General features: G+C 64.8%; 15 protein-coding genes. All 15 read right to left on the reverse strand.

Translation table 11 applies throughout. The features are described from left to right. Positions 1 to 64: 64 nt before the first annotated feature. Entirely contained in the window at positions 65 to 2,161 is a 2,097-nt protein-coding gene (locus tag G3572_RS03090) for a hypothetical protein (protein ID WP_164609189.1), read from the reverse strand. Between the two features lie 71 nt (positions 2,162 to 2,232). Then, positions 2,233 to 5,079, reverse strand: coding sequence for a phage head spike fiber domain-containing protein (locus G3572_RS03095; protein WP_164609190.1), 2,847 nt, complete (start codon positions 5,077 to 5,079; stop codon positions 2,233 to 2,235). Further along, complete coding sequence (locus G3572_RS03100) at positions 5,076 to 5,450, reverse strand: DUF6950 family protein (RefSeq protein WP_164609191.1); 375 nt, start codon at positions 5,448 to 5,450, stop codon at positions 5,076 to 5,078. Before G3572_RS03100 ends, G3572_RS03095 begins: the two co-directional genes overlap by 4 nt. Before the next feature lies 1 nt (position 5,451). After that, positions 5,452 to 6,036, reverse strand: coding sequence for a hypothetical protein (locus G3572_RS03105; protein WP_164609192.1), 585 nt, complete (start codon positions 6,034 to 6,036; stop codon positions 5,452 to 5,454). Next, positions 6,027 to 6,794, reverse strand: a complete 768-nt coding sequence (locus G3572_RS03110; protein ID WP_164609193.1) for a hypothetical protein — start codon at positions 6,792 to 6,794, stop codon at positions 6,027 to 6,029. The genes G3572_RS03105 and G3572_RS03110 overlap by 10 nt, the downstream gene beginning before the upstream one ends. Continuing rightward, positions 6,794 to 8,839: a phage tail tape measure protein gene (locus G3572_RS03115; protein ID WP_164609194.1), complete on the reverse strand. Its 2,046-nt coding sequence runs from the start codon at positions 8,837 to 8,839 to the stop codon at positions 6,794 to 6,796. Before G3572_RS03115 ends, G3572_RS03110 begins: the two co-directional genes overlap by 1 nt. Next, positions 8,840 to 9,133: a hypothetical protein gene (locus G3572_RS03120; protein ID WP_164609195.1), complete on the reverse strand. Its 294-nt coding sequence runs from the start codon at positions 9,131 to 9,133 to the stop codon at positions 8,840 to 8,842. A gap of 17 nt (positions 9,134 to 9,150) precedes the next feature. After that, on the reverse strand, positions 9,151 to 9,504 hold the full coding sequence (locus G3572_RS03125) for a gene transfer agent family protein (protein ID WP_164609196.1): 354 nt from the start codon (positions 9,502 to 9,504) through the stop codon (positions 9,151 to 9,153). Continuing rightward, positions 9,501 to 9,926 carry a phage tail protein gene (locus G3572_RS03130; protein WP_164609197.1) on the reverse strand — a complete coding sequence of 142 codons (426 nt, stop codon included), beginning with the start codon at positions 9,924 to 9,926 and terminating at the stop codon, positions 9,501 to 9,503. Before G3572_RS03130 ends, G3572_RS03125 begins: the two co-directional genes overlap by 4 nt. A gap of 24 nt (positions 9,927 to 9,950) precedes the next feature. Then, entirely contained in the window at positions 9,951 to 10,370 is a 420-nt protein-coding gene (locus tag G3572_RS03135; RefSeq protein ID WP_164609198.1) for a hypothetical protein, read from the reverse strand. Further along, entirely contained in the window at positions 10,367 to 10,690 is a 324-nt protein-coding gene (locus tag G3572_RS03140; RefSeq protein ID WP_164609199.1) for a head-tail joining protein, read from the reverse strand. Before G3572_RS03140 ends, G3572_RS03135 begins: the two co-directional genes overlap by 4 nt. After that, positions 10,690 to 11,022: a DUF2190 family protein gene (locus tag G3572_RS03145; protein ID WP_164609200.1), complete on the reverse strand. Its 333-nt coding sequence runs from the start codon at positions 11,020 to 11,022 to the stop codon at positions 10,690 to 10,692. Before G3572_RS03145 ends, G3572_RS03140 begins: the two co-directional genes overlap by 1 nt. A 92-nt stretch (positions 11,023 to 11,114) precedes the next feature. Continuing rightward, the gene (locus tag G3572_RS03150; RefSeq protein WP_164609201.1) at positions 11,115 to 13,205 is read right to left on the reverse strand and encodes a Clp protease ClpP; all 2,091 of its coding nucleotides are present in this window, start codon (positions 13,203 to 13,205) and stop codon (positions 11,115 to 11,117) included. Then, positions 13,202 to 14,671 carry a phage portal protein gene (locus tag G3572_RS03155; RefSeq protein WP_164609202.1) on the reverse strand — a complete coding sequence of 490 codons (1,470 nt, stop codon included), beginning with the start codon at positions 14,669 to 14,671 and terminating at the stop codon, positions 13,202 to 13,204. The genes G3572_RS03150 and G3572_RS03155 overlap by 4 nt, the downstream gene beginning before the upstream one ends. After that, positions 14,671 to 14,877, reverse strand: coding sequence for a phage head-tail joining protein (locus tag G3572_RS03160; protein WP_164609203.1), 207 nt, complete (start codon positions 14,875 to 14,877; stop codon positions 14,671 to 14,673). The genes G3572_RS03155 and G3572_RS03160 overlap by 1 nt, the downstream gene beginning before the upstream one ends. Positions 14,878 to 14,885 lie beyond the last annotated feature (8 nt).

Raw genomic sequence — 14,885 nt, forward strand, 5'->3', positions numbered from 1 at the left:
GGATCTTCAAACAGCTTGCCGGACACCGGACAATTTGAAGACCCGAAGGTTGGCATGAACCGGATCATGCGAACGTCTCCGTGAAGCGGCACAGGTAGTGCCGGATGGTGGGCGGCACGGCATAGCCGAGGCCGTGATAGGGCGAGGGAATGCCGGTGTCGGCGTAGACCAAGCCGCGCGAGGATGCCCAGCCTGCGGTTTCGGTCGTTTTCTTGGTGCCGTAGCCGATGGTTTTGCCTGTCGCAGATCCGGGGTTTGCGGCGAGCGTGACCACGATATTCGTGCCGGAGATCGTCACCGTGCTCATTGCGGGCGGGCTGCCGCTGTCGTCGGAATACCAGAAGCCCTTGTCCACGATGTCGGCCACCCAGTCGGTGTCGAAACTCAGGGCCGAAGTGCCAGGCGGCAGTTGCAGCGGGATCGTGATGACCGCACCCGAGCGCGTGACGCCCCCGGCCACCTGCCAGAGCGGGTTGAAAACCTGCCCCTTGATCCGCACCCATTCATAGGCCAGCGCGGCGATCTCGCCCATCATCATGCGCGCGGGGTTGTTGTGGTGGATGTTGTCGTGAACCGGCCCCTGATACATCGGCCCGATCAGGGTCACGCCCGCGCCGAGGAAGTCACGGGCGACCTGCAACTGCGCGTTGCCGGACCCCATCGCGGCAATGCTGGCGGCGGTGCCGGTCTGGGTCTGATACAGGAAGAAATGCGGGGTCGCACCGCCAGAGGCCACGGCGGCGAAGGTCGGCAGCACGTCCTCGATGTAGTCGGTCATCTGCGCCAGATAGCTGGTGAAATTGGTGTCACCCTCGCCTTGGATGTAGAAGATGTTATGCTCGACCGACCGGCTGTAGGGCGCGGCTGCGACCAGTGCCGCATTGGCGATCTGGGCATAGAGGTTTTCATAGAGCGGGCTTTCGCTGCCCGGCGCGCTCGGGAACACGCCGGGGAAAAACTTGTCGATGGTCTGCCCGCCCTGCCATGCGGTCGAGATGATCGCGCCGGGGATTTCCCGCCCTGCCCGCCGGTCCAGCATGTGCATGGCGTAACCGATCATCGCCATCGGTGCCTGCGCCTGATTTGCAAGCCGAGGCTCCGAGGCGCTGACAAAATCATTTGCCCCGCCCGGAAGGCGCAGTGTTGACCCGCTGGCGTAGTCGTCGGCATTTGCGCGCAGCACGAAGTCTTTCACCAGCGTGCCCGCAACAGGCGGCTGACCAGCCGGCCCCGGCCCCGCCCCCGCATTCGACTGGCCTGTCACGGCCACATGGCGCAGCGGCAGCGCGCTGACCGGTATCGCGGTTTCGCGGTCGACCACCTGCACGATGTCGGACACATAGCCATCGGGCAGTTGCGTGGTGGCATAGGTGTAATCGTTGCCCGCGCGCACGTTGAAAACACGCCGCCCCGAACCCAGAAAGATGGCCGGGTCAGTGTAGCCGCCCGCGCCCGCGCCGCCGCCGATGCGGTCAAGCATTTCCTGCGACATGGCAATGTCGATGCCATCCTCGCGGATGCCGATCATGGTCTTGCCATCGCCGCTGGCGAGGAACGGCACGATTTCGGCGACCTCGTCACGATCCGCCGAAAGGTCCTCGCGGTAGATGACAACGCCGCCGGAATGCACCTGCCCTTCCTCGTTGAAGCCGACGCCACGGTCATTGGCATCCACGACGCCGCCCTCGAGCGCGCCCACGTCATCGCGCCCGAGGCCGATCGGCGCGAGATCGATCTGCGCCTTGGTCAGACTGTGCGGGTTGTCGGTGCGCGCCTCGTGGGCCGCTCGCAACGCTGCCTCTGCGGCGATGCTGGCGGTGAGCGTGTCATCTGCCGCCGCACGCAAAGCGGCCTCGGCGGCCACCGCCGTCTGACGCGCCGTCACTTCTGCCGCAATGTCAGCGGTCAGCGCGGCATCAGCCCCAGACCGCGCCGCGGCCTCGGCAGCCACTGCCGCCTGACGCGCCGCAGCCTCCGTAGCGATGCTGTCTGCCAGCGCGGCAGCCACCGTGGCTGAAAAATCCGGATCGTTGTCAATCGCGCTGGCCAAGGCCGCCAGCGTATCAAGATTGGCCGGCGCACCATCCCGGACGGTGCTGATCGCCTCTGCCGTTGCCGCCTCCAAGGCATCATTGATCGCGGCTTCATGATCTGCGACCAAGACAGACTGATTGGGCCCGCTCCCGGTGACGGGCAGGACATAAACCATTTTTTTACCTCTATTTCAGGATGTCAGATGGTGCCGATCAGGCTGCGCAGCCTCTGGCGGGTGAGTGTCGGCCAGTAGCCGGGCAACACGGGGGCTGCGTCAAAGGCCGCCGTGGTGCCGTTGTCATAGGTGGCCAGCAGGTCCATGACCCCGCTGACGCCCTGCATCGCGGGAAGATCCGCAGCACGGCTGCCCGCCGCGCCCGCCGTGGCGATGTAACTGCCCGCGCCATCCTGCGCGCCCCACAGATACGCGCCCGAAACACCGTCGCCGGTGTAACTCGACACGCCGAAGGCCGAGCAGAGGTAGACCTCGAACAGACCCGACACCGTGACGTTCGGCGTGAACATGAACGTGATCCGCCGCCAGCCACCGGCCAGAGCCACGGTCTCGACTGTCGGCGTTCCGGCCTGCACGCTGACGGTGCCGGTGGAAATCTGGACCTCGGCAGCCTGCACCGTCATGCCGGTGCCAGAGGCCCGCAGACGCAGGATGTCCCGCCCGCCTGCCTTGGCAAACAGGCTGATCGTCGCCGCCACGCCCGATTCCATCGCACGCGCGCGCTGGATGCGATGCGAGCTTGTCGCCGTGTTCTCGACCAGCAGATCTGCGGTGGTGGCACCGTCCGGGGCCGCGATGGCATTGGCCATGACCGTCGCATTCGTCTTGGTCCATGCCGCGTTGTCCATCGCCTCGGACCAGGTGAAGGCATTCGCCCCCGCAGGCTCGATCAGCAGGCACGGCACTCCCGCCGCATGGTCGATGCGCGGCACATTCACCGCAGCCGTCTGGATCAGCCCCGCCCCGTCGACAAAGGTCGCCACGCTGGCGCGTGCCAGCCCGAGGACATTGGCAAGCGTGCCGGTCGCGCCGTCGATCCGATACACGCCCGCCGAGAAATCCGCCTCATAGCGCGCGATATCCAGCGTCGGCTCGATCGGCGCGGACACCACCCAGTCGCTCGCGGCCAGCCCGATCGCGCGGGCGCGGATCGTGACATTCACGCCAACCGCCACGGGGGCCAGCAGGCCGGACACCTGCCCGCCGCCGTCGCGAAGCGCCCCGTCGATCGTGCCGCCCGCCTGCCACGGGTTCGAGGTGCCGCCGAGCCGATATTCCCATTCATAGATCTGCACCGAGGGCGATGGCGACGGGTCGAAGGCAAAGCGCACAGCCGCAATGGCAGCGGGGCCAGCGCCGATCGCCACCGCCGCGCCTGTCGTGGTGGTGATCGCACCACCCGGCTCGGGAGGGCTGCGCCCGACACTCAGCGCCAGAAGAGGGCGATTCTGCTCCTCGGTCTCCGGATCGAAGGCGAAGTCGGATGCCGCAATCTCTTCCATGACCACAGGAACCCGCATGGCCACCCCGCCGCTGCCATCTTCGCTGGCAAAGAGGCCGGGGTTGGCGCTGGTGACACGATAAAGCCCGTTCAGCGCCGCATAAGGCTCAGGAAAGTCCACCGTGACATTGCACCCTGCCACCACCGCAAACCATGCAGGCGGCAAGGTGCAGGTGATCTGGCGCTGCGCCCGAAGCCGCTTGGCCCTGATCTTTTGCAGCCGCATGGCCTGCGTGGCCGAGGTGACAAGCGGCAGTTCCAGATCCACCACCGTGGGCAAGCCGCCATCGACCGCGACCGCCCCCGGCACCGTGTAATCTTCCAGGTCCGAGGTGCGATAGTCGCGTGCCGGATCGGTGAAGGTCGCATGAACCGTGGTCGCCAGATCGCGCCCCGGCTTCAGGAACCGCACACCCAGCCCCTCGGCCTCGGTGATGTCGGTCAAGGTCGCGACAGGCGCAGTGAAGGCCCCCGCCGCGATCGACAGCCTGCCGCCCACCCTAACAGGCTGCGCCGCGCCCGCAGCATAGAGCGGCAAGATCTGGTCCATCAGCTCGGACCCGTTGAAGATCAGAGCGCCGTTCACCCGATAGCGCGGTTCTGTCCCGCCCGCCTTCAGCGGCACCAGCTCATCAGCGATGTCTGCGGCCTCGGCGAAGGTGGCCAGATCGATCTGCGCCAGCGGATAGCGGCGGATCGGGTTCATCCGTGCGGCATCAAGCGCACAAAGCGCCTGATTGTCCGAAAATTGCCAGGTCGCCGGATCGTCGGGGTCCTGCGCAACGTCGCGCAGATCCCAGACCTTCGACCAGCGCCCCTCGATCTCCACTTCCGGCGGGGTGCGCGGCCAGCGCCACGACCGCTGGTCGTTCGGGCCGCAGTCGAACAGGACCCACATGACTGTCAAGCCGCGCCCTGCATCGGTTGCAGAAAACAGGCCGGGGGTCAGCGTCAGGATATCGGCGGGCGGCGAGGTCTGATCGCCCCGCCCGACCCAGAACCGCGCCCAGGGCGCCCAGCGACTTCCCGCAGCGGCGCTCGCCCCGCCACCCGGCGCAAAGTCGTAAAGGTCGCCCGAAAGCGGCACCGCCTCCTTGTCCAGATAGACACCCGTCACCGCGTCCGATGGGCGGCTGTTCAGCACGAAGCAGCCGACAAGCAACCGCCCTTGGCTTGGCCCGACGCCGCCCACGCGCCACGCAGGGCTGCCATAAATGCGCGTCTCGCCATAGACGAACCGCTTGGCGGGCAGGCTTTGCGGATTCTCGAACTGGCGCACCAGTTCGGGCGCACCGGGCGGCTTTGGCCCCAAAGCCCGCGCAGCCGCCGACAGCAGCAGCGACCCTCCGAGGCGCAGCGCAAAGGCCCCGATGCCGCCCCCGGCAAGCGTGGTGGCGATGAACCCGCCTGCCCCGAAGACGCTGCTGGCAAGGCTGACCACAGCGCTCACCAACGGCCCTGCCTCTGCCCGTGCAGGGGCGAGCGTGGCGGCGCTGCACAGAAGGGCGGCGATCATCAGACGCTTCAAATCCAAGCCCTTTCCACAGTCTTGACCACTTCCATGCCGCGCAGCGACTTGCCCGCCCACAGGCCCGCGCCGATGCCGAACACAAGCGAATGCGAACGGCCCCCGCGATGCAGGCCGATGGCCCCTGCCCCGCCCGCGCAAGGCCGCAGACCGGCCATCGCGCCCAGAATTTCAGTCATCGACTCCCAGCCGCCCCAAGCCTCGATCAGCTCGGAAGCCTCGTTCGCGGAGGCATAGCACCCGCGCAGGGGCAGCATCGGGTCCACCCCGCGCAGCAGGGCAAAGGCCGAACAGGCACTTGCGCAGCAGTCATGGGTGCCCCAGCGCCAAGGATGTTCCATGGCGGCAAGCGCAGCGTCGAACGGGGTCATGTCAGCTTGCAGGCCAGGTCAGAGAGGCCGCCTGCGCCTCGTTGTTCACGAACAAAAGGAACAGGGTATCGGTCGGATGGCTGACCACCTGATCTTCATGGCTGTGATAAAAGGAGGCAGCAGCGCGCGCGCTTGGCCCGGTCGATGCGGTCAGTTCGACACCATGCGTGGTTTCCAGCCCGCTGACAGAGGCGCGATACTGCGCCGAATCCATGTATCCGGCGAAGACCTCGACCGGATCGGCCAGAAGCACGTTGCCGCCGCGCTCCGTCGTGACGCCGAACAGCACCCGCGCCATACGGTTGCGGATCGGGTCCGCCAGCCGCTCGAACACTTCATCAGGCAGGCCGAGCAGCCGAAAGGTGGCGGCAGAGGCAGCGATGCCCTCACCCTCTTCCGGCAGGCTGATCGCCCCGAACTTGCCCACGCCAACCCAGTCCTGACCGTCAAACCTGATCGTGCCGACACCGCTATGCGCAAAGACCGGCGCATCGGGCCAGTCCAGATGCACCATGACGACAGGGTGGAAAGACCCGCTGTCCAGCGCAGCCTGCATCGCGGGCGGGATCGCGCGGATCAGCGCCATGGGTCTACCTCCACAAATCCGCCGGGAACCTCATCCTCGAAGACCTCGGAGAAGGACAGGTTATAGGACCAATTGCCCTTGGTCGGCTGCGCGGCATCGGACATGCTGACCATCTCGAAGACAGCCGTTTCCGTGGTCCCGATGTTAACGCGGCCCGACCCTGACAGCGCCGACATAAGCCGGATCTCGGCCGCGCCGGCATCATCCGTGCGCGCCGTCGTCATGACCCGCGCCGTGGTGCCGGATTCGGCGCTGATGGGAGAAAACAGGGTGACCAGATCACCAGGCCGCGCGATCACGGTGAGCGCAGGCGCATTCGTGATTGCAAGCGCCGGAAATCCGGCGGCATCCGTGATGGCGGTCGCATAGATCACCCGCCCGGACAACCACGGCACCGGGTCCCCAGCCAACCATTCGACAGAAGGATCGTCCGGAACAGTCCAGTCGACCAGTTCCGACTGGCGACGGGCGCGGAGACGCACATCATCGAGCCACCAGTTCACGGGGCGGCTGGTCAACCGGACCAAGCCAACGCCGCCTTTCAGCAGAATCCGCAGGTTCTCCATGTAGCCGGCGCCGTCGCGATCTCCTGACAATCCTGCAACCACCAGCTCGGTTTCACGACGTGGGCGTTGCGCCGCACTGACCATGCGCGCACCCGTGAAAAAGGACCGCGAGACATTGACGGGCGCGCGCTCGATCCACGGCGTATGTGCGGAAAACCGGACGGGCGGAAAGGCAAAGACGGTGACGGCCATCAGAAGATCCTGTCTTCGCGCCCAAGCGCCACAGTCTGCTGCACAGACGCTGTGACGATACCGGGCGCGGCCTGCCGGATCATCGCGCCTGCTTCGTTCCTCGCGATCTCGACGATCACCCCCGGCTCAGAACGGACGACGATTTCAACTTGCCCGCCGGACGACTGAACACCGAGCTTGCCGTCAGCACCGCGCGACAGCGGCATGATGGCTTCCGGCCCGGCTTCGCCCATGACACCCAATCCGCTGTGCATCGCAAATGCGGTGGCACCGGCAACGACCCCGCCCTTTGCAAAGGCCTGAACACGGCCGGCGGTGAACACGCCGCCATCTGCAAAGCCGAGAAGACGCCCGAAAAGCCCGCCGATCCCGCCCCTCTTGCCAGCGCCACCGCTCCACAGCATGTCAAAGGCCCGGCTGGCAAGCATTTCCGCGAACTTCGTCAAAAGCTCTCCAACTGCGGTCTTGAGGCTCTTTGCCCCCGTCACCAGACCCACAAAGGCGCTCGACATCGAGGTCTTGACCTCGTCCATCGTCTGCTTCAGCGCCTCGGCCTTGTCCTTGAGCTTGTCTAGCGCCTCGCCACCTTTGCCGCCGCCTTTGGAGCCAGCGCCCCCGACGTCCTCGAAGGTATCACCGAGGCCCTGCGCCGCGCCCGTCGCTGTTTCGATCGAGTCGGTCGTGCCATCCACCGCGGCCCGAAGGGCGGCGATAGAATCCAGTGGAGCCATGATTTCTTTCCGGGTAGCGCTGATGCTTTCGCCATATGCCCTTGCGTTCGCAGACAGCATATCTGCCTCCGCTCGCATGCCAGCGGCCAGCTCGGCCCCCATGCCCTGCGCGCTGGACTCGATGCCCATCATGCTCATCAAGCCGTTCCAACCGCGCGCAATAGCATCGGTCATGCTGGCGAAGCTCTCAACCACAGTGGCGAATGCTGACGCGAACCCTGCGCTTATATCGAGCGCATAGCCCGCAATCGCTTCAGCCATGAGACTTCCACCACGGCGGATGCGATCCCAGACTTCAAGCGCGACGTCCTTCAGAAGCGCCATGGCGTTGCCAAAGCCACCCACCTTGGCCACCAGCTCGACAAACTTTGCAACCAGATATCCTGCTGCAACAACCAGCACCCCTATGCCGGTCGTGATGAGCGCCGTCCGCAGGAAGGCCAGGGCACCGGCCAGCGTGAGTGTGGCAAGTTTTGCCGCTGCAAGTGCGGCGACATAGTAGGTGCCAAAGCCCACAGTAGCGACCCCGAGGCTTGCCACCACCACATCGAGACTACCGACAAACGCATCAATCATCGACCGCAGCAGACCGCCTTCCCGGAGACTGTCGGTAAATGCCTGCGCCATCGCGCCCAAGGCGGGCACAACCTTCAGCGCCAGTTGCTGGCTGAAATACTGCCCGATCAGGCTAAGTCGCCCGATGGCGTCATTCGCCGCCTCGATCTTGTCTGACTGCACCGACGAAAGGGCGAGGCCGTAATCTTGCACATCGGCCCGCGCTTTGCGAAAGGCATCGCCCCCCTGCATGACGGCCAGAAGCATTTCCTTGTTGCGGATGCCAAGCCCTTGCAGCACCGCAGATGCCTCACCCGAGGATAGCCCCATGGTCTTGATGCCATCGGCAATCAGCGCCAGCTTCTGATCCGCATCGAGGCCGGCCAGATCGGATGCCGCCAGACCGATCTTGCGAAGGGAATCCACTGCGCCCTTCGATCCTTTGGCGATTTCGCGGTCCATCGTCTGCACCGCGTCGGCCAGCGTCTCGACACCCACCCCGGCCTCGCCAGCCGCCATTTCCAAGGCGCGGAAACCGCCGATCGAGGACTCAACCCGCCGTGCCGACTTTGCCACCTTGTCGATGTCGTTCGCGCCCTTGATTGCAGCGGCCGATAGCGCCGCGCCAAAGGCCGCGGTGGCTGCGGCCATCATCGCACCCACGGCCTTCAAGGTTTGCGACGTGCTGCGCACCCCGGCATTGAACTCGGTCGTATCAAGCCGCAGCTTGGCCACAAGATCGCGCATCCCGGTTGCCATTCAGTGCATCCTCTTCAGGGCGTCGCCCATGCTGATAGTTTCCATAGATCGCGCCGCACGGTTCAGAACGCCCCGAAGGACGTTCGGCGGCATGCGCCGATCGCGGCCATTGACCGCCGCAACCCATGTTTCAAAGTCATCCGCATCCAGCCGGGTGCCTGCCCGCGCCGCTTCGGCCATTGTCAGGCGGCGGGCCCGCTCGGCGGCCACCGCGCCCCGCATCATCAAGGCGTAGCTTTTCGGTGTCAGCCGCCAGAACCGCGCCAGATCAAACCCTGCCGCGACAAACTGCACGGCAAGGTCATCGAAGTTCAGGCCGCCCGGCTGGGCGCGGCCTTCGGCTTTTCCGGCTGTTCGCCGCCCTCATCAGGCTGGGCCGAGGGAAGCGCAGACATTGCCGCCTTCTGCAAGGCACCCATACCCTGCGTCACCATGCGCCCCGCCTGCCTTAGCGTAATGTCAGGATGGGCATCGCGCAGCATGGCCCAGAACAGCGCGCGAATATCGGCAGGATCAGCGCCGCCTGCTTCCATCGCTTCCAGGGTGGCGAAGATCGGCTTGCCGGTGGCCTCCTGGAAGTCGCACATGGCGTTGAAGTCAAAGCGCAGGCGCCAGATCTCGCCATCGCACTCGAAACTTGCCTCGCCTTCATCGCGCCGTGTCATGCGGCCACCTTCGCCATGATCTTCATCGTCAGCGCGCCCTTCATTGCCCCCTTCACCGGAAGCGTGGGCAACCAATTCTTGACATAGCCCTGCCAGATGATGGGGTCATCAGCGCCCGGCGGCGTGATCTCGAGCAGCACCAGTTCCTTGCTGTCTTCCAGATCGGTCAGCAGGACGTCTTCTGCGTCTTCCGGAACATAATGCTTGGTCAACGTCCAGTCCGCCGCCGTGCGCAGCGCGGGGATGAACTCTTCCGTCTCATCGGGCGAGTCCATCGACGTCACATCCTCATCCGCGCGAGCGCGCTCAGGAAATGTCACATCCTCGCACCCGCTCAGGGTGGTCCATATCGGGGTCGGGGTTCCACCGCGACCGATGCGGATAACCGTGCCGTGGCCGAGTCTAACGCCAGTGCTTGCCATTTCAGATTCCTCTCGAGGTCAGTGTCACGCGGGGTCATCAGCCCAATAGGTGACGGTGAAGGCCATGGTCAGGGTGCCGAGACGCCGCGCGCCCTCGCCATCCAACCTGATTTCAGTCGAGGTCAGTTCGCAGTCGCGCTCGAGCGCCCGCAATGCTGGAATTATGGCCGTCTCGATAAGCGCGGAATCAGCGTCGAGAACATCCTCGATGTCGTCATCACCCAGGCGCTTTACGAATACGGCCAGCACAAGTTCTTCCTGCGCGGTGTCATTGGCCTGCCTGAGGCGCGTCTCGCGCGGTGTAACGACGCCCCAGGCGGGCAAGATGCTGGAGTCGACGGACTGCGCCCATGCCGACATTTCCGTGAACGCTGTCAGACCGGCAGCCCCCTGAAGCGCGAGCTTGGCAGCCGCTCGTATGGCCGTCCGTTCTGACCCGCTCAAGGCAATGCCTCCAACTCGTAAACGATGAACGCATCACCCGCCGGCGAGCCTGTGCCAATCTGGTTGAGGACCCTGAACAGCCGACCGCCCGAAACCTCGATCTGATCGTTGCGCTTGACGTCATTCAGCAGGTTGCGCGGCACCTGCCATGTCGGGGCGACGATCAGCACGTCACCACCATCAGGTCCGGAGACCGTGATCGGAGCTTCCCGAAACACAGACTGGATGGCGCGCGGCAACCCGACTTGCGGCAGATACATGACGGGCGCCCCAAATACCGAGTTCAGGACGCCCGCCATGCCGTCAAAAACGCGGGTCATCAGCGGATGGCGCCATCCAACAGCACCAGGCCGGTGGCCGACGGGTTTGCCGCGACGGCAGCCGCCGCACCGATCAGGGTGTTGCCCGAGGCGCTGGTGGTGCAGACCGCGTTGCCAGCGTCCCAGTAGATCTTGGCGCCGACCGTCCACGCCTGCGCCGACGTCTTCGGCAGTTGGAAAATGCCCTTGCGGACCAGAACGACATCGGCGCCAGAGGCCACCGATTCCTGGGCGACACCGTAGACGGACCCGGCGACAACCATCTGCCCCGAAACGATGGCGGCCGCTGCGGTGATCGTGAAATGATCACCGGACGATACATAGTTCTTCATGCTGTCACTCCATTGGACAGAAGGTTGATCTTGAAACGACGAAGGGCGGCACGATGGCCGCCCCTTCGTCACAGTGTCAGGTCAGCGCAGGCTTATGCGCCGGGATTCTTCCACGCGCCGCGATACTCGCTCGGCGCAGCACCGAAGATGTGGCGGGCGTTCATGGTCACAACGTCGGGGTTCATGCCCTCGACCGTCACCACGCTCGGGGCCTCATAGCCTTCCAGATAGGCATGCTGCACCGGCGGCAGCGCGCTCGACACCAGATACCACGCGGTATTGGACCCGCCGAGCGCAGCAGCGCCGATATGCGGGACGACCACAGGGGTCAGTGTCGTCTTGTAGGGGTTGGTCGAGCCGTCAGAGTTGGGCGTCGTTGCGTTGACGAACTGCAGCGCAGCCAGTTCCAGCGCCGGCGGCACGATCAGACGATCCGCCTCGATCATCAAGAAGTCATCGTCGGTCGACTTGCGGCCGAGGGCTTTCTGCTGCCACATCGCGGCACGACCGGCGCCAACGGTGGTGACCGAGATCACTGCACCGGAAGCGGCGAGGTTGCCGTGATCCGCATGGAACAGCGCCTTCGAGTCCGACTTCAGCACAGCGTTGGTGCGGATGATCGTCCAGACCATGGACGATTCCATGTTGCGCGCGGCCTGGGCGAATTCGCGCGGAATGCGGGTGAAGGCCCCCATGTCGTCATTCACGACAGCTTCAAAAGTCAGCTTGATCGTGCGGCCCTTGCGTTCGACACGCAGTCCTTCGGCTTCATCGCTCAGGGTGGCGCTTTCATACTCGCCATTGGCCTGCACGTTTTTCAGCTGGAAGTCTCCGCCAAAGCGAACAGCGTGCTGCTCGCGGAAGTCCGCTGCGCTGACCGGCGCTCCGCAAACAGCCGACCAGGTTGCCGGACGCGCCTGATACTCGCGCATCAGCGTGCGGTTCATCACCTCGGTCGTGATGTATGCGAAGTCCGACACGCCATGCGCGCCGCCGGTCATGCTGGTCGCACCCATTCCCTTGCGGATCGATTCCGCCTCATTGAAGTTGCGCGACGGTCCGGCCAGTTCCTGTGCCAGACGCTTCACGCGCAGGCCCTTGAACTGCTCGGCGGGCCCCGACTTTTCGCCCATCAGCGCGCCGATCATGCCTTCGAGCTTGGTATCGGTCTCGTCGCGGGTGATGGTGGCAGTTCCGCGCGACAACGTCGGCTCCCGCGCGGCCATCGTGGTCAGCAGGCGCGTTGCGGCGGTATCGGGCGTGAGGCCCTGATCGATCAGTGCGTCCACATCAGCTTGCATGACGCGACCAGCGGCCACGAAGGGCGTTGCCATTTCGCGGATCGCACGGGCGCGGCTACGCTCGGCCTGCACGGCATCTTCTGCCGACATGACGGGGGCGGCCGGGGTAACGGCCGCAGGATTTCCAGACATCGAGTTCTCCTTCGGATTGGCCGTAGGGGCCGTTTCAGTAGCGGCCATCACCTTGGCCGGTGGATGTTGCCCGGCACCTGCCGGACGGACATTCTTGGTTTCCTTGCGCGACATGATCCGCGCCACAGACTGGGCCATCTGCGCCCGCGCCGTGACAATCTCCACTGGCACCAGGGCTGACGGGTCATCATCTTGGGCACCTGCGATTGCATGAACCCATCCCCCCGCTAGCGCATCTTCCGGCCCATAGTAGGTTTCTTCGGCCATGATCTGCATGACGGCCTCGATCGTCTGCCCGCAGGCTTCGGCATAGACCGCTGCAAAGGTCCGCTGAAGCAGGTCGAGCACATCGGCTTCCTTGCGCAAGTCTTCCGCTTCACCCCATGCGCCACCTGATGGATTGTGGATCATCAGAATAGAACCGGCAGTCATTTCGCGGCGGCTTGCCCCCATCAGGATCAGGGTGGCGGCGCTCATGGCAACGCCCTCCACGATCATCGTGACGGGCCCCTTCAGGCGCGCCCGCTCGGCAATCATGGCGCGGATCGCCTCTCCCGCAGCGGTATGGCCACCGTAGGAGTTGATCCGCATGGTAAGCGGGCCATCGGGCATCGCGGCGAGCGCCTGGCGAACCATCGCGGGGCTGAAGAACACATCATCCTCCCACATCCAGCCCGCCCACTCGTCATTCAGCACTTCACCGGACAGGATAATTTCCCCGCCGAGGATCAGTTCAGTCCCGTTCTTCATTGGTTTTCTCCGGTGATCTTGTCTGTTTCGATGATGCCGGCGGTGCGGCGCGCGGCGGGCAGCTTGGCTTCTGCCGCCTCATCCTCTGCGCGCTCGCGGCGGATGGTTTCCGGATCAAGGCCAAGGCTGCGCTGCGCCCTGCTCAGGCTCAGCAACCCGCCGTCCACGGCATCGAGCAACGCCGCGATCTCGCGCACGGGGTCGATCAGCGCACGACGCGGTGCGGTCCAGTCCAGCTTGAAGCGCTCGGACGGCAAAACCGACTGCAGGCGCCATGCTTCCTCGATCCAGCGTGCGACACCGACGCAGAACTGCCCGATCATCAGGTTGCGCTGCCACATCTCGATGTTCTTATCCATCTCCATGCGACCCATCCGACCCGATGAGAAGTTGACCCGGCTCAGGTCCCCGCTCAGCGCCTCATAGGAAAGGCCGATTCCCATCGCCATGGCGGTCAGGCCCTGCGCCATGAAGTCGGAAAAGCCATCCACACGCGGTGGATTGGTCCAGGTAACGGTTGCCCCGTCCGGCGCCCAGACAAGGCTGCCGGGCGACAGATCCTCAAGCCCCCGCTGCTCTCCCTTGGCCTGCTTGGCAACAGTCGCGTCGGCCTCATCGTAGGAGACCACGCCCGCCACCATCGCGGCCATTTTCTGCTTCAGGATCTGCGCTTCCTGATAAGTCGAGAGGTCCGACATGGACAGGATCACGGGGGCAAGCCACGGCACACCGCGCAGCTGACCCGGGCGGTCAAACCGCCGCACATGCAGGACGTCCCGCCAGCTGACCCGCTCGCTGACAAAGTCCTGCTTTGTCGAAGCCGATCCGGGGTGGCGCCGGTAGAGCCAGTAAGCCTCGATATCGCCGATCGGGCTATACTCCACCCCCTCGATCACTTCGTTGGCACCGTTGGACTGGATCGTGGTGTCGAGGTGATCCGCCTCCAGCAACTCGATCTGGAATCCCAGGCCCAGATTGCGCCCGAACTGGTTTGACCTGACACGGCGGCGCGCCAGCACCTCGCCATCTGAAAAGACGGCAGACATTACGACCGCCTGCATCTCCCACAGATCACACTCGCCCCGCGCATCAATCGCCGGCGTGTTCAGGTGCGCCTTCAGGACTTCCGCGATTTGCTCGCGCTTCTTTTCGTCCTCATGCTCGACGGACCAGACGATGCCGGTGCCGACAACATTGGCCACGACGACATCCCGCGCACGCGCAGCGTAGGGATGATTGCGGATCATGTCGCGGCTGACATTGCGCAGCCGAGGCCGTTGACCGTAGGCGGCGGCATCGCCATCCGTCGCAGGGGCCTTGATGCCATCAGCCCGCCGGCCGCGCGTCGCCCCATCATAGTTCATCAGATGAGCGGTCTGCAGTCGGGCCTTGGTCCGCTCGAGCTGCGCTTTCGGCGCGAAGACACCGATCACCGAATCGAGCGCGCGGCCAAAGGGGCTTGCCATCACAGACCCCGGTTCATGCGAGGATAGGTCACCCGCACCCCACCCGACGGCGTGCCAAGCACATCCTCGCGCATCATCACGAGAGTTTTGCGCATCTCATCAAGCGAGCGATAGGTCACCTCTTCGCCATTGCTCATGCGGGCCTTCAGGGCACCTGTGGCAATCGCTCTTTCGAGATTGGCAATGTCATCCACAGTGAAAGCCATCTATCGCC

The sequence above is a fragment of the Pseudotabrizicola algicola genome (genome assembly GCF_010915705.1).
Taxonomy (GTDB): domain Bacteria; phylum Pseudomonadota; class Alphaproteobacteria; order Rhodobacterales; family Rhodobacteraceae; genus Pseudotabrizicola; species Pseudotabrizicola algicola.

What these genes read in the sequence shown, in the direction of transcription:
- G3572_RS03160 (WP_164609203.1), bottom strand. Translation starts at nt 14,877, where the DNA reads ATGGCTTTCACTGTGGATGACATTGCCAATCTCGAAAGAGCGATTGCC.
- G3572_RS03155 (WP_164609202.1), bottom strand. Translation starts at nt 14,671, where the DNA reads ATGGCAAGCCCCTTTGGCCGCGCGCTCGATTCGGTGATCGGTGTCTTC.
- G3572_RS03100 (WP_164609191.1), bottom strand. Translation starts at nt 5,450, where the DNA reads ATGACCCCGTTCGACGCTGCGCTTGCCGCCATGGAACATCCTTGGCGC.
- G3572_RS03105 (WP_164609192.1), bottom strand. Translation starts at nt 6,036, where the DNA reads ATGGCGCTGATCCGCGCGATCCCGCCCGCGATGCAGGCTGCGCTGGAC.
- G3572_RS03125 (WP_164609196.1), bottom strand. Translation starts at nt 9,504, where the DNA reads ATGACACGGCGCGATGAAGGCGAGGCAAGTTTCGAGTGCGATGGCGAG.
- G3572_RS03145 (WP_164609200.1), bottom strand. Translation starts at nt 11,022, where the DNA reads ATGAAGAACTATGTATCGTCCGGTGATCATTTCACGATCACCGCAGCG.
- G3572_RS03110 (WP_164609193.1), bottom strand. Translation starts at nt 6,794, where the DNA reads ATGGCCGTCACCGTCTTTGCCTTTCCGCCCGTCCGGTTTTCCGCACAT.
- G3572_RS03130 (WP_164609197.1), bottom strand. Translation starts at nt 9,926, where the DNA reads ATGGCAAGCACTGGCGTTAGACTCGGCCACGGCACGGTTATCCGCATC.
- G3572_RS03150 (WP_164609201.1), bottom strand. Translation starts at nt 13,205, where the DNA reads ATGAAGAACGGGACTGAACTGATCCTCGGCGGGGAAATTATCCTGTCC.
- G3572_RS03115 (WP_164609194.1), bottom strand. Translation starts at nt 8,839, where the DNA reads ATGGCAACCGGGATGCGCGATCTTGTGGCCAAGCTGCGGCTTGATACG.
- G3572_RS03140 (WP_164609199.1), bottom strand. Translation starts at nt 10,690, where the DNA reads ATGACCCGCGTTTTTGACGGCATGGCGGGCGTCCTGAACTCGGTATTT.